The sequence below is a fragment of the Bifidobacterium miconis genome (assembly GCF_019331735.1).
In the GTDB taxonomy this organism is placed as follows: Bacteria; Actinomycetota; Actinomycetes; order Actinomycetales; family Bifidobacteriaceae; genus Bifidobacterium; species Bifidobacterium miconis.
Genome location: NZ_JAHBBH010000026.1, coordinates 1 through 14507, shown reverse-complemented (window position 1 = coordinate 14507; position 14507 = coordinate 1). Strand labels below are relative to the sequence as shown.

Below are 14507 nucleotides of genomic sequence, written 5' to 3'. Positions count from 1 at the left end.
CGTCACACCGTCCTGATTCGCGGGTTGATGAGGACATAGAGCAGGTCGACGATCACGTTGACCACCATGAAGGCCAGCGCCACGACCAGTGCCACGCCCTGCACGAGGGTCGGCTGGTTGTTGTTGATGCCGTCGAACATCGCGGTGCCCATGCCGGGCAGGGCGAAGATGACCTCGATGACGATGGCTCCGCCCATGAGGTAGCCGATCTTCATGCCGAGCATGGTGACCGGGGTGATCAGGGCGTTGCGGAACACGTTGCGGGCCACGACCACGCGCTTGGGCACGCCCGCGCCGATGGCGGTGCGCACGTAGTCCTTGTCGAGCTCCTCGACCATGGACGTGCGGATGATGCGGGTGAGCGAGCCGGCCACGGGCAGGCCAAGCGCGAAGCTGGGCATGGCCATGCGGGCCAGATATCCGGTCGGATCCTGGGTGAAGGCGGGCAGCTCGCCGGCGCCGGGCAGCCAGGCCATTTTGATCTGCAGCACGTAGATGAGCAGCACGCCGAGCCAGAAGGACGGGGTGGCGATGGCGATGATGGAGACCACGCGGATGGCCTGATCGACCCATGTGTCGCGGTAGAGGGCGGCCAGCACGCCGAAGATGACGGCGAAGACGATGGCGATGAGCAGGCCGATGAAGGTCAGCTGGAGGGTGATGGGGAACGCGGTGGCGATGCGGCCGCTCACCGGGTCCTTGTTGACGCCGTAGACGCCGAGGTCGCCGCGCAGCAGGCCGCCGAGGTAGGAGAAGAACTGCTCCCACCAGGGGCGGTCGAAGCCCATTTCGTGCCGGTAGGCGGCGAGCGCCTGCGGGGTGGCGTTTTCGCCGAGGGCGGCGACGGCCGGGTCGTATTGGGAGAAGGACATCAGGAAGTAGACCAGCAGGGTCACTCCGAATGCCATGAACGGCAGGGCGATCAGTCGTCTGCCGAGGAGGCGTAGCAGGTTGTTCAATGGGACTCCCTTGTCGGATGTTCAGACAGGTGATTCAGGGTGGTTCATGATGGCTTGCAGACCAGTACTCTGTCGGGCTTAAACCGCTGCATTCCTTTTCCTCGGCGCCCCTTGTTAGGGGAGCTGTCACGAAGTGACTGAGGGGTAGTCAGGACCCATCGCATCAGGTCCGAAGACCAGCTCGGCAACGGCATGGCCCTCCCGTCTCGCGGACGTTCAATGGCCCGCGGGACGGGAGGGCCTTCGATGGCTACGAGGTCTGCCGGGCGACGCTGCCGGTTACTTGTTCAGCTCGGCGTTCACGAGGTTGATGCCGGTGGAGCCGATCGCGTCGACGCTCTTGAACACGCCCTTCTTGAAGGCGGTGGTCGTCTGGCGGTGGAACAGCGGGTAGAGCGGAACCTCCTCGCTGAGCAGGTCGAAGCACTGGTTCCAGTAGTCCTGGCGCTCGTCGTCGGTGGAAGCGGCCAAGGCCTTGTCCATGAGCTCGTGGAGCTTGGTGTAGCCCTCGGATCCGTTCCAGAAGGTGCGGGTCTTAGTCCAGGCGTTGTCGCCGTACCACCAGTTCATCAGCAGGTCGGGGTCGTTGCCGAACACGGACGGGTCGCCGGGGGCGAGCACCATCGAGAAGTCGGCGCCTTCCTTGTCGGTGATGTTCGGGTAAAGGGCGGAGGACGCCATCGACTGGATGTCCACGTTCATGCCGATTTCGGCCAGATCGTTCTTGATCTGCGGGGCCAGCTGGGTGATCCAAGAGTGGTCGGTGGTGTAGAGGGTGAACTTGAGCTCACCGGTGACGCCGGCCGACTTGAGCAGCTCCTTGGCCTTCTCCACGTTCTTGGTGTAGACGTTGCTGGCCTTGTGGTAGTTCGAGAAGTTCTCGGGCAGGAAGCTGGTGGCCGCGGAGGCCTGGCCGGACATCTGGTTGTCGATGAGCTTCTGGGCGTCGATCGCGTAGAAGACGGCCTGACGGACCTCCTTCTTGTCGAACGGGGCCTTCTTGGTGTTGAACATGAGGAACGGCAGATTGAAGCCCTGCACGGTCTCCAGTTCGGAGCCGGAGGATTCGAGGGTCTTGAAGGCGTTGGCGGGCACCATTTCCATCACGTCCACCTTGCCGGCCTGCATGGCGGTGACGCGGGCGGTGTCGTCCACGGACACGTTCCACACCATGTGCGCGGTCTGGGCGGGGTGGTCGCCGTTGTACTGGTCGTTCTTGTCGAACTTGACCTGCTGGTCGGTGATTTCCGTGTACTTCCACGGGCCGGAGCCGACCGGCTGGGCCTTGAGGTCCTCGTCGCTCATCGAGGAGGGGACGATCTGGATGAGGGCGAGGCGCTGCTTGAACATCGGGAACGCGCGGGTGAGCTTGAAGGTCACTTCAGTGTCGGACTTGGCCTCGACGGAGTCGATGAAGTCGAGCATGGAGACGTACAGGCTGCCTTCGGCGGTGGTGCGCTTGTAGGAGGAGACCACGTCGTCGGCGGTGACCGCGGTGCCGTCGGAGAATTTGGCTCCGTCGCGCAGCGTGACCACGTACTCGGTGTCGGACACCTGCTCCGGCTCGCCGGCGGCGAGCGCGTTGAACACGGAGTAGTCCGTGTAGTTGAGCGCGTACAGCGGTTCGGTGACGTGCCAGTTGCCGGCCATGGCGAGCGCGCTGGACGTGGTGGAGGGCGAGAAATCGCGGGTTGCGTATGCGACCTGCGCCGTGATGGTGTCGGATACGGCAGTGCCGGTGCTTGCCTTGCCTTGGGTGGCGCCGCCGCCCCCGCCGCATCCGGCGAGCAGCATGAGGCCCGCGACGGTCGCCGCCACGGCAGCCTTGAACTTTCCGGTCTTCCTGAGCATTGGTTCTCCTCGTCGTTGAGTGCAATATAGGACCATCGTTCGAAACGAGACGGTGCCTTTCCTGATGTGAGATGGGTGATGCTGATGGTGGATGATGATTGCTGATGGTTGGTGATGATGGGTTCTCTCCATGCCGATCCCTCGGTTGGGGGTCCTGAGAGCCCTGAACGTCGTCGTCGAACTTTCTTAATGATAAGACGTCTGATGTCTGATTTCAAGTCGGGAGTGTTGCGGGTCGCGTCGGAAGATGCCGAGACGGAAAAACGGCGGGCGCCATGGTCGGAAACGGCCGAACATCAGCCGGCAATCGACCATCGCGCCCGCCACCCGGGTTGCGCGTCTACAGCTGCGCCACGAACCAGCGCGTGATGCTGGTCGGATGCGTGATCGCGGTGCCCACCACGGCGGCCCATGCGCCGGCCGCCATCACCTGCCGCAGTTGGGTGGGCGTGTGGATGCGCCCCTCGCACAGCACGGGCACGTCGGGGAACGCCTCGATCATCCGGCCGAGCAGTTCGACATCCGGACCGTCGGTTTTCGGACGATCTCCCGTATAGCCGGACAGCGTGGTGGAGATGATGTCGGTGCCGGCCTCGACCGCGCGCTCGGCGTCGGCGAAACTGCCGCAGTCGGCCATCACGAGCACGCCGTCATCGTGCAGGGCGCGCACGGTGTCCGCATAGGTCAGCCCGTCCGGCCGGGGCCGTCCGGTCGCGTCGATGGCGACGATGTCCGCGCCGGCCGCCGCGCAGCAACGTGCGTGACGCAGGGTCGGCGTGATGTACACGCCCTCCTCACCGTCCTTCCAGATGCCGATCACCGGCACGCTCACCTGCCCTTTGATGGCGGCGATGTCCGCCAATCCCTGACAGCGGATACCCACGGCGCCGCCCTCGACGGCCGCCATCGCCATCTGCGCCATCGTCTCCGGATGGCGCAGCGGCTCGCCCGGATACGCCTGACAGCTCACCACGAGCCCGCCCTTGATGCGTTCAATCGCCTGATGCATGGCATTGCTCCTTACCCCCTCCTCGGCTCCCCTGGTCAGGGGAGCTGCCGGCGAAACCGACTGAGGGATAGTTATTCGAAACCACAGTGAATGCAGCGCAGTCGTTACCGAGACTGCGCATGCCGATGAGCGGCAACCGCCGCGCCGATGAGCGGCGCATCGCCGCCGAGTTCGCCTTCGACCAACGGCGTGGATTTGACCAGCGCGAGCGCCGATTCCGTGAATCCGTCGCGCAGGGCGTCCCACCAGACCGGCCCGGCCTTGACCACCGAGCCGGACACCACGATCACGTCCGGATCGATGAGGTTGCCCATGCCGCCAATGCACTCGCCGAGCGCACGGGCGCTGTCGGCCAGCACCTCGCGGGCCAGCCTTTCGCCCGCTGCAGCGCGCGCGGCCACGTCCGCGCCGCTGGCGACCGGTCCCGGAACGTCGCCGTCAGCCGCATCGTCGGCAGTCGTCGACTCCCCCGCGCGCATCGCTTCGCAACGTCGGTTGTACAGATCCTTGATCCCCGTGCCGGACGCCACCGGTTCGATATGCCCTTCGCCGGTGCCGCACGAGCACGGGAATCCGCGTCCCAGCGCGCTCGGCACATGCCCGGCGTGGCCGGCCACACCGTGCGCGCCGGTGAACAGCGCACCGTCCGTCACGATGGCGCCGCCGATGCCGGTGCCCACGCCGATCGAAAGCACCACGGACTTGCCGCGCCCGGCACCGTAACTGGCTTCGCCGAGCCCGTGCGCGCCCACATCGCCGATCATGCGCACCGGCAGATCGGTGACGTGCGCGAACGCGTCGTAGATGCGCTGCCCGCGCCAGCCGGGCAGAATGTCGATGGCGGCGACAATCACGCCGGTTTCGCCGTCCGGCACGCCGGCCGCCGCGATGCCGATGCCCGCGATCGTCAGTCCATCGGCCGCGGCGCGCTCCAGCTGACGTACGGCGAGCGCCACGATGCGCTTCTTAAGATCGTCGCCGCCGCGCGCGGCCTCGGTCGGCATCTCGCAACGTCCCGTCACCACGGGCGTCCCGTCGTCCGCAATCGGCAGCGTCACGAATCCCGAGGCGACTTTGGTGCCGCCGATGTCGAACGTCAGGTACGTGGACGAAACGGCCCCGCTCATGAGGTCGCCGCCTTGTCGACCGCCTCATGGATGCGCTTCAGATAGCCGAGCCGTTCCTCGATGGTCGCGTCCGCGGGAACGCACACTTTGGCGCCCAGATAATCGAGTGGGGTTTCCTGTTCGTGCGCGGCCCGCACGGTTGCCTCGATCGCCGCGGCGTCCATGAGCGAGGTCGGCTCGTCCGGGTTCATGGGCAGGTGCCCGTCGATCCATCCATATCCGTACTGGGTTTCCTCCGGCCCGGCCCCGGAGAACATGAGGCCCGTGAGCACGCCGGCCTGCGCGGCCTGGGTCACATGGTCGACCGCGGTGGCGGCGGCGCGGCCCTCCACTACGGAGCGCCCCCAGTTCACGGTCAGGCCGACGCCGGCCTGCAGGCACAGGTCGATCTCGTCTTCGATGGACAGGAATCCCTTTTCCGGCTTCTGCCCTTCGATGTATTTGTCGCAGTGTTCGATTACCAGTGCGGCCCCGGACCAGTCCCACCACGACATCTCCTCCAGCGAGGCGGCCATCGCGTCGCGGCTGGCCCGAGCGGTGGGCGCCGAGTGGATCTCGACGAATCGGACATCCTGGGCGCCGCGCCATTGCGCGAATTCCGCGAGCGCGTGGCACACCCGCGCCATGAAGTCGAGCGCGGCCCCGCGTCCGGCTTCGTCCGGGCTGGCGAGGCCGAAGTCCGGGTCTTTCCAGACGTGCTGCATGGTGCCGGGGATGGCGGTGATGGTGTTGCCGTGCCAGTGCTCGGGCAGGATTCCAGCCAGCCAGAGGTGATCCGCAGCGGTTGCGAAGTCGCCAGGGAAAGGCAGCTCGGTGCCGGCGATCCACGATTGTTGCCCGAGCAGGTTGTAGTAGTCCTCCTGGGCTTCTCGCCCGCGAGGCAGCGACGCGTAGGCGCCGACGACGAATGGCGGCATGCTGGTTTCCTCCTTGAAAAGCTGGTGCCTAGACATGCCTATCTTACTATCATCAGACGTCTGATGTCTAATCTCCGGAGCGTCCGACTATCGCGACGCCCGAACAACACCCTTCACCCCGGCCGCATCGGCGATCCGGCGGCCGGTGAACGTTGTTCCGTCAACAATTATCGCAAACCGTCGGCAACCGCCGGAATCCATCAGCCCGGCAGCAGCGGCCCTTCTATCTGAACAAACTCACGCCGCGCCGCGACATGCAGTACGCGTTGCCGAGCCACGTATGCCGCGAATTCGGCCACACCGCGCCCAGCCGCGGCGCGTTCTGGCTCATCCAGATGCTCGGCACGCGGCCGTCGGCGCTGCGCGAGCCAAGCAGGTTGAACCCGTTCTTCTCCAGCAGCCACTCCGGATGCTGCGTGGCGATCGCGAGGCCCTCCTCGAGCGTGAGCGGCGTGCGTTCGTCCGAGTCGATGAGCTTGCGCGCCACGTCCGGCTCGCGGTTGATGTAGCACGTGCCGGTGTGAGGCTCGACGACCAGATAGAACGGGCCTTCCGGCGGCTCGAAGCCGTCCTGCGGCAGGAAACTGGCGATGTCGCGCGGCGGCATCGTCGTGAAGCCGGCCATGCGGTTGATGCTGGTACGCGCGATCAACGACTCGGGCGAGACAAGCTCGCGCGTCGGGATGAGCAGAATGTCGGCGCCGAGCCGGTGCTGCGGGTCGTCGGCGTCCGGATCGCACTGTTCGAGCGCGTCGATGAGCGGCCGCGCGAGCGCGCGGAACGCGGCGGCGGAGATGTCCGCCACGTCCGGGTACCCCAACGCCACCAAACGGTCCAACTGCTTACGTGCTTCATCCGATGCGATCGACATATCCCCCAGCCTACCAGTGGCCGACTCGGCAGCCGGCCAGCATATGGGAGCGCGCGTGCCGTTATGCGCGGCGGTTCGTAAGATGGTCAGCAACTTGCAGTTCGCAGTCCTATTCGCACAAACACAGGGGTTGGTATGTCCGAAAAACTCAAGGTCGGCATTCTCGGCGCTACCGGCATGGTCGGCCAGCGTTTCGTCACGCTGCTGGAGAATCACCCGTGGTTCGAGGTGACCACGCTCGCCGCGTCCGCGCATTCGGCCGGCAAGACGTACGAGGAGGCGGTCGGCGACCGTTGGAAGATCGAGACGCCGATGCCGGAGTACGCGCGTCACATGACCGTGGTCGACGGCGACGACGCGGAGGCCGTCGCGTCCGGCGTGGACTTCATGTTCTCGGCCGTGAACATGCCGAAGGACCAGATCCGCGCGATCGAGGAGCGCTACGCGAAGACGGAAACGCCGGTCGTCTCCAACAACAGTGCGCACCGCTGGACGCCGGACGTGCCGATGGTCGTGCCGGAGATCAACCCGGAGCATTTCGCGGTGATCGAGCACCAGCGCAAGCGCCTGGGCACCACGCGCGGCTTCATCGCCGTCAAGCCGAACTGCTCGATCCAGGCGTACACGCCGGCGTTGGCCGCGTGGAAGGAGTTCGAGCCGCACGAGGTCGTCGTGAGCACGTATCAGGCAATTTCCGGCGCGGGCAAGACGTTCAAGGACTGGCCGGAAATGGTGGGCAACATCATCCCGTTCATCTCCGGCGAGGAGGCAAAGAGCGAGAAGGAGCCGCTCAAGGTGTTCGGCCACGTGGACGACGCCAAGGGCGAGATCGTGCCGTTCGACGGCCCGCTGCGCATCACGTCGCAGTGCATCCGCGTGCCCGTGCTCAACGGCCACACCGCGACCGTGTTCCTCAACTTCGGCAAGAAGGCCACGAAGGAGGAGCTGATCGACCGGCTCGTCAACTACACGTCCGAGGCGGCCAGGCTCGGCCTGCCGCACGCGCCGAAGCACTTCATCCAGTACCTGACCGAGGATGATCGTCCGCAGGTCAAGCTGGACGTCGACTACGAGGGCGGCATGGGCGTCTCCATCGGCCGTCTGCGCGAGGATTCGATCTTCGACTGGAAGTTCGTCGGACTGGCGCACAACACGCTGCGCGGCGCCGCCGGCGGCGCGCTCGAATGCGCCGAGATGCTCAAGGCGCTCGGCTACATCACCAAGAAGTAAGCCGCCCCCGCATTCAAGCGGGCAAATCCTAACATCCTCCGTCAGACCTATCGGGTCGGGCGGAGGATGTTTCGCATCGCAATCGTTCCATTACCGTGACCTTCGCGATACCGCATCGTCGCAACTAGCGCGAAGGTCACGCATAGCACCCTATTTGCGTGACCTTCGCGATACTACGGCGCCATTGCTATCCCGAATGTCACGCAAACTGCCCCATTACCGTGACATTCGGGATACTGCAGTATCGTCATCATCCCGAATGTCACGCAAAAACCGATTGCGGCCGAATCAGCGGCCGAATCAGCGACCGAACCAGCGGCCGAATCAGCGACCGGTGCCGCCGTAGACGACGGCTTCGATCTGGTCGGCGTCGAGGCCGTACGCGGTGTGCAGCGCGCGGACCGCGTCGTCGAGCTGATCGAGCGGCACGAGCGCGGCGATGCGGATCTCGGACGTCGAGATCATGAGCACGTTGATGCCCTTCTCGCTCAGCGCGGTGAAGAACTTGGCGGCGAGGCCGGAGTGCGTCTTCATGCCGACGCCCACCACGGCCACCTTGCCGACCTTCGTGTTCACGTCGAACGACTTGTAGCCGAGCTCCTCGTGCTTGTCGATGAGCACGTTCTGCACCTGCTGCACGGTCGATTCCGGCACGGTGAAGGAGATGTCCGCGGTGCCGACGGACGCGCCGGCCTGCACGATCATGTCGACGTTGATGCCGGCGGACGCCAGTTCGGTGAAGACCTTGGCGGCCATGCCCGGCTCGTTCGGCACGCCGCGCACGGTGGCGAGCGCCTCGGAACGGTCGTGCGCGATGCCGGAGATGACCGGCGCCTCGGGGCCGAGGTCGGGGAACAGATCGCCCATGGACTTGTCGTCAACGGTTGCGTTGGTGGTGTTGTCGCTCATGTTGGTTGCCTTACTCGTTCAAAAAAGTCTGATATTTGCTGATGATTGCTGATGTTCGCCGATGACCGCCGAACAGCCGTCGCGTTGCGCCGCCCGGTCAGTCCAGATTCGGCAGCGTGCGCGGGTCGACGCCGTCCGGCACGACGAGCGTGCCCGGCCGGTGCGAGAAGGAGCTGCGCACGTGCAGCGGCATGTTGAATCGCTGCGCGTATTCGACGCAGCGCAGCGCGAGCACCTTGGAGCCGCAGCTGGCCATTTCGAGGATCGCGTCGTAGCCGATGACGGGGATGCGGCGCGCGGTCGGCACGATGCGCGGGTCGGCGGTGAAGATGCCGTCCACGTCGGTGTAGATCTCGCAGATGTCGGCGCCGAGCGCGACGGCGAGCGCGACGGCGGACGTGTCGGAGCCGCCGCGGCCGAGCGTGGTCGCGTCGCCCTTCGCGTTGATGCCCTGGAAGCCGGCCACGATGGCCACGTCGCCGAGGGAGAGCGCGTTCTTGACGCGGTCGGGTCGCACGGCCTTGATGTGGGCCGCGCCGTAGCGCGCGTCGGTGAAGAAGCCGGCCTGCTGTCCGGTGAACGAGTGGGCGCGGTCGCCTTCCGCGTGGATGGCCATGGCGAGCAGGCTCATGGAAATGCGCTCGCCCGCGGTCATGAGCATGTCCATTTCGCGCTCGGGCGGGTTGGAGTCGATGCTCATCGCCTGATCGATCAGGTCGTCGGTGGTGTCGCCCATCGCGGAGACCACCACGGCCACCTTGTTGCCTTTTTTCTTGGTTTCGACGACGCGCTTGGCCACGCGCTTGATCGAATCGGTGTCGGCGACCGACGAGCCGCCGAACTTCTGCACGATGAGAGCCACTGCTGTCCATTCTCTCTATGGGTTTGCTGCCGCTTAATACTATCTAAGCGGCACGATTATACGGATTGCGGGCTTTCCCCCGTGATCGCCCACCCACCATGCGGACAGGCGCGGCCGCGTCCCGTCTCACGCCTCGCGACGGCCGGCGAGCGCGCGGCCGAGGGTGATCTCGTCGGCGTATTCGAGGTCGGAGCCGACCGGCAGACCGCTGGCGAGCTTGGTGACCTTGATGCCGAGGGGGCCGAGCAGCCGGCTCAGGTACGTGGTGGTCGCCTCGCCTTCGATGTTCGGGTCGAGCGCGAGGATGACCTCCTGCACTTCGCTGGTTTTGAGCCGTTCGAGCAGCTTGGGAATATTGAGGTCGGCCGGGCCGACGTTCGCCATCGGGTTGATCGCGCCGCCGAGCACGTGGTAGAGGCCGCGGTATTCGCGCGTGCGTTCGATGCTCATCACGTCCTTCGGCTCCTCGACCACGCAGATGACGCTGTGGTCGCGCCGCGGGTCGACACACACCGGGCACGGGCTCGTCTCGCACACATTGCCGCATACGTCGCAGAAGCGCACCTTCTCCTTGACTTCGGTGATCGCGTCGATGAGCTGCTGCGCCTCCTCGTCGGATGCGGACAGCATGTAGAACGCGATGCGCTGCGCGCCTTTCGGCCCGATGCCGGGCAGGCTCGCGAACGCGTCGATGAGGCGCTGGATTGCGCCGTCGTATGCAAGTGCCATGTCTCTCCTCTCCTAACCGGCCGTGTGCCGCGTGCCGGCGGCCGTCAGTCGTCGTGCTTGTTGGCCTGGGCGAGATTGCGCGGGTTCTTCGGATCGTCCGCCTTGAATTCCTCGACTTTCTTCACGTCGAAGAACTTGGTCAGCTCGTCGATGCTCATCGCTGTCGCGGTGCCGAGTGACTGGTCGCTCATCGAATACTCGTCCTCGTCCGGATCGATCTGCGGGATCGTCGGGATGCCGGCGGGCAGGTCGGGCGCGAACGGGTCGTTCATGGCGGCAGGACCGTTGCCGGAAGGACCGTTGTTCGCCGGACCTGCCGGACGTGACATCGGGTGCCCCCACGGATCGACGTCATACTGCGGGTCGATCGGCTGGCGATGGTCGTCGAAATGATGCGCCACCGGCTGACCGGCTGCGTTCGCCGGACCGTCGCCTGCCGCGAACGTCCCCGCCGTCGGCTGCTGCGGCGCGGACTGCGCGGGTTGCGCCCACGGATCGGTGTCGTCGCTCATGTCCGGCACGGCGACGTGCTTGTGATGATACTCGGGTTGGACGGTCGCGTCGCGGTTCGCAGATGCGACGGCCATGCCGCCAGTCGCGTTGCCGGACGGCGCCGCCCACGGATCGTCATTCGCCGCGGATGCCGGCGTCTGCCCGCGCGTCGGCGACGCGACGGTCGGCTGGTTCCACGGGTCTCCGTCATCGGGCAACGCCGACGACTGTGCGGCCGACGGGGCCGACGCCGCAGGCTGCGCCCACGGATCGTCGTCTGCCGCCGTTAACGGTCGCGCGGGGACCGTTCGGTGAACGTCGTCATCGTCAGCGGACGACGATTCGGCGTTCGCAGCCGGAGCGGACTGTGATTCGGGTTCCTTGCCGGAGGCCGCGGGCTTCGTCTCCGCGGACGACTGCGTGGCGAGCGTGGCTGATTTGAGGCTTTCCTGCAGCAGTTGCGCCTTGATGCGCTGCTGTTCGTCCGCCGGCAGCTTGCCGAACGGGGGCGCGACGCTGCCATCCGCCATCTTCTTGGTGGGGGCCAGCGACACGTTTGCGCCGAACGTCTTATGCACCTCGGAACGCAGGATATCGACGACCGAGGTCTTGCCGTCCACTGCCTCGGTGGCGACGGCAAGCGCGAACGCGTACTTGCTCAGCGGCTTGTCGAATTTGATCCACAGACGCGGATGTGCCGGATCCTCGGTGAACAGAATCTTCGGCACGCGCGTGCGATCCACATAATGCCGCACGTCGGCCGGCAGACACGCCACGAGCGCGTCCCACTTCTCGTCGGGCGTGCGGGATGCATCCGCAGCGGGCGTCGAGGCAGGTGCCGGCTCCGAAGCCGGTTGCGCAGGGGCCGCAGTTTTCGGCTCCGTTTTGGCTTCGGTGACTTCCGCAGCGGATTCCAGATTACGGGTTGCGCCTGCGAAACCGGTGTGCTGGTTGCGGGCGGCTCCGGCGAAGCCGGTGCGGGCGGAGGTCCGCCCCTCGGACGCTTCCCCGGTCGCGCTGCGCGCACCGGCTTCCCGGTCGGCGAAACCGGACGAAGACGTCGCGCCAGTTGAAGCGGGAACGTCAGCAACGCCGGCCTCACGGCCGGCAAGCAGGCGCGCGGCGAGCAGTTCGAGGCGCATGCGCGGCGAAATCGCACCGGTCATCGCACCAAGCGTCGTGTTGATCGTGTCGGCCATCGCGGTCAGCGCGGCCAGACCGAGCGCAGAGGCCTGACGCTGCAGGTCGGCCATGTCCTCGCCTTCGGCCGTGTCGGACATCACCGCCTCCGCACGCTCCCCCGCCAACGTGAGCACGAGCAGATCGCGCACACGCGCGAGCAGATCCTCCACGAACCTGCGCGGGTCGAATCCGCCGACCACGACCTTCTGAATCACCCCGTACAGCGCCTCGCCGTTGCGGTCGATCACCGCATCGATCGCCTCGCCGATCAGCGTCTCCGGCGTGAAGCCGAGCAGCGCGACCGCCGAATCGTGCGAGATCACACCGTCCACGGCACCGACCATCAACTGATCGAGCACGGAGAGCGTGTCGCGCACCGAGCCGCCGCCGGCGCGCATCGCGAGCTTGAGCACGCCGGGTTCCGGTTTGATCGACTCCTTCTCGCAGATCGTCTCCAAGTACGGGCCCATGATCTCGGCCGGCACCAAGCGGAACGGATAGTGGTGGGTGCGCGAGCGGATCGTGCCGATCACCTTGTCCGGCTCGGTCGTCGCGAAGATGAACATGACGTGTTCCGGTGGCTCCTCCACGATCTTGAGCAGCGCGTTGAAGCCCTGCTGCGTGACCATGTGCGCCTCGTCGAGGATGAAGATCTTGTACCGGTCGCGGGCGGGCGCGAAGCCGGCTCGTTCGCGCAGCTCGCGCGCGTCGTCGACGCCGTTGTGGCTGGCCGCGTCGATCTCGACCACGTCGATCGAACCGGGGCCGCCGGTCGCCAGATCCTTGCAACTCGCGCATTCGCCGCACGGGTGCGAGGTCGGGCCCTTCGCACAGTTGATGCAGCGCGCGAGGATGCGGGCGGAGCTGGTCTTGCCGCAGCCGCGCGGGCCGGAGAACAGGTAGGCATGGGTGAGCTTGCCCGCGTCGAGCGCGCGCATCAGCGGGATCGTGACCTGATCCTGCCCGATGACCCCGTCGAAGGTGTCCGGTCGATAACGTCGATACAGTGCAAGTGCCATGCCCACCAACCTACCTCAAGCCGGGTATCCGGCCGACGCGCGGACCTCGGCGCAGCGCGACGAACCGCCACCCGCACCCATCGCGTCGGGAACCGTCGCACGGCCTCGCGCATGCCCCACGTACAACGCCGCGCACCGACACTTTTTGACGCACTGTCAACAAAACTGGCCTACACTGGGAATCAATATGGATTCTCCAGTGGCAGGAGTGGTTATGGTCCACCAGAACCCCAACGCCGGCATCATCGGCGGCGAACGCGAATCGACGCGCGGCGACGCGCGGCGCACACAGATCATCCGGGCGGCACGCGAGGCGTGTCTGGCAACCGGTTTCGCCAAACTCACCATCAGCGACATCGCCGAACGCGCCGACATGACGCGCTCGCTGTTCTATCACTATTTCGAAGACAAGGACGCGGTCGCCGACGCGGTCATCGACGACACGATCGACTCGATGCTCGGCAAGCTCACGCAGTGGAACGCCGAACGCGAGCCAGGCAACATCGACAAGGCGCTCGACAACATCGTCCGCCTCACGCGCGCGATCATCGCCGACGAAGGCCCGTTCAGCACGCGGCTCATCCAATCGGGCAACGCGGAACTGTACATCAAGTTCATCGACCGCATCGCCGATCGCATCGCCGACTTCTTCGACCGGACCACCGTGCGCGACTTCGAGAAGATGCACGGCATGCCGATCCGCAACGTGCACGAGTCGTTCTACGTGCTCATCGTCGGCCTGATCTCGCTCATCCGGCAGCATCCGGAAACGCCGGACCGCGTCATCAAGCAGGTCGTCGCGCAGACCTTCCACATCGAAAACTACCTCGCGTAGGCCGGCGGCAGGCCGGTCGCGCAAGTCACGCGGCGATGATGCCGCACGTGGCGACATGCGTACCATCGGAAACGGTGAGCTCGGCGACATGGCCGGCGATGGCGTCGGCCGGCATGCGCACGACTGCGAGCGCTTCGCCGTAATATGTGCCGGTCTCGCCGGTGACGAAGCTGCCGCGGTTGAACGGCGCCGCGCAGCCGAAGCCGAGTAGGTCGCCGCCGGTCACGTTCGCCCGTAACGTCCCGCGTTCGAGCGGTTTGGTGATGCCGTGTTCGTCGGTGTAGCGCACGCGCACGAACGCGAGACGGCCGGGGCGGACGGTTGCCGGACCACACACGTCGGCGTCACCGGCAGCCGCGATCGGCCATTCGACCTCCGCGCGCAGTTCGGTGTGGTCGGTGGCGCTGTGCAGCCGGTCGCGACCGATGTCGTGTCCGGTGGCGTCGTATGCTACCGCTTCGATCACGCCCGGCCGATACGCGCACATGAATCGTGCGATGCACTCGCCGTGCAGC

12 protein-coding genes and 1 pseudogene are annotated in these 14507 nt (G+C 66.0%); 2 read left to right on the top strand and 11 right to left on the bottom strand.

Annotated features, from left to right (window positions below; translation table 11 throughout):
- Window positions 1-2: 2 nt before the first annotated feature.
- The 6 genes from KIH79_RS08990 to KIH79_RS08965 all read right to left on the bottom strand — a co-directional run bounded on the left by KIH79_RS08990 (window position 3) and on the right by KIH79_RS08965 (window position 6734).
- The gene (locus KIH79_RS08990) at window positions 3-959 is read right to left on the bottom strand and encodes an ABC transporter permease (RefSeq protein WP_219059081.1); all 957 of its coding nucleotides are present in this window, start codon (window positions 957-959) and stop codon (window positions 3-5) included.
- A 279-nt stretch (window positions 960-1238) separates the two neighbouring features.
- A complete protein-coding gene (locus KIH79_RS08985; RefSeq protein WP_219059080.1) occupies window positions 1239-2810 on the bottom strand; it encodes an ABC transporter substrate-binding protein in 1572 nt (523 codons plus the stop codon).
- A 340-nt stretch (window positions 2811-3150) separates the two neighbouring features.
- Complete coding sequence (locus tag KIH79_RS08980) at window positions 3151-3819, bottom strand: N-acetylmannosamine-6-phosphate 2-epimerase (protein ID WP_219059079.1); 669 nt, start codon at window positions 3817-3819, stop codon at window positions 3151-3153.
- Window positions 3820-3923: 104 nt separating this feature from the next.
- Window positions 3924-4946 carry an ROK family protein gene (locus KIH79_RS08975; RefSeq protein ID WP_219059078.1) on the bottom strand — a complete coding sequence of 341 codons (1023 nt, stop codon included), beginning with the start codon at window positions 4944-4946 and terminating at the stop codon, window positions 3924-3926.
- Window positions 4943-5863 carry a DUF4862 family protein gene (locus tag KIH79_RS08970; protein WP_219059077.1) on the bottom strand — a complete coding sequence of 307 codons (921 nt, stop codon included), beginning with the start codon at window positions 5861-5863 and terminating at the stop codon, window positions 4943-4945. The genes KIH79_RS08975 and KIH79_RS08970 overlap by 4 nt, the downstream gene beginning before the upstream one ends.
- A gap of 223 nt (window positions 5864-6086) precedes the next feature.
- Entirely contained in the window at window positions 6087-6734 is a 648-nt protein-coding gene (locus KIH79_RS08965) for a DUF5701 family protein (protein WP_219059076.1), read from the bottom strand.
- 135 nt (window positions 6735-6869) lie between these two features.
- On the opposite strand from KIH79_RS08965, the gene asd reads away from it, so the two are divergent.
- Complete coding sequence (gene asd / locus KIH79_RS08960; RefSeq protein WP_219059075.1) at window positions 6870-7964, top strand: aspartate-semialdehyde dehydrogenase; 1095 nt, start codon at window positions 6870-6872, stop codon at window positions 7962-7964.
- Between the two features lie 324 nt (window positions 7965-8288).
- On the opposite strand, the gene KIH79_RS08955 is transcribed toward asd, so the two are convergent.
- From KIH79_RS08955 to dnaX, 4 genes are all read right to left on the bottom strand, one after another.
- Complete coding sequence (locus KIH79_RS08955) at window positions 8289-8873, bottom strand: ACT domain-containing protein (RefSeq protein ID WP_219059074.1); 585 nt, start codon at window positions 8871-8873, stop codon at window positions 8289-8291.
- Between the two features lie 97 nt (window positions 8874-8970).
- Window positions 8971-9735, bottom strand: a complete 765-nt coding sequence (locus KIH79_RS08950; RefSeq protein WP_219059073.1) for an aspartate kinase — start codon at window positions 9733-9735, stop codon at window positions 8971-8973.
- Between the two features lie 126 nt (window positions 9736-9861).
- Complete coding sequence (recR, locus tag KIH79_RS08945) at window positions 9862-10464, bottom strand: recombination mediator RecR (RefSeq protein ID WP_033495678.1); 603 nt, start codon at window positions 10462-10464, stop codon at window positions 9862-9864.
- Between the two features lie 44 nt (window positions 10465-10508).
- Entirely contained in the window at window positions 10509-13157 is a 2649-nt protein-coding gene (dnaX, locus tag KIH79_RS08940; protein ID WP_219059072.1) for a DNA polymerase III subunit gamma/tau, read from the bottom strand.
- Between the two features lie 214 nt (window positions 13158-13371).
- Here dnaX and KIH79_RS08935 point away from each other — a divergent pair, with 214 nt between their 5' ends.
- Window positions 13372-13992 carry a TetR/AcrR family transcriptional regulator gene (locus KIH79_RS08935; RefSeq protein ID WP_219059092.1) on the top strand — a complete coding sequence of 207 codons (621 nt, stop codon included), beginning with the start codon at window positions 13372-13374 and terminating at the stop codon, window positions 13990-13992.
- Between the two features lie 25 nt (window positions 13993-14017).
- Here KIH79_RS08935 and KIH79_RS08930 read toward each other — a convergent pair.
- Window positions 14018-14507 (bottom strand): annotated as a pseudogene (locus tag KIH79_RS08930) (hypothetical protein); the annotation flags it as partial.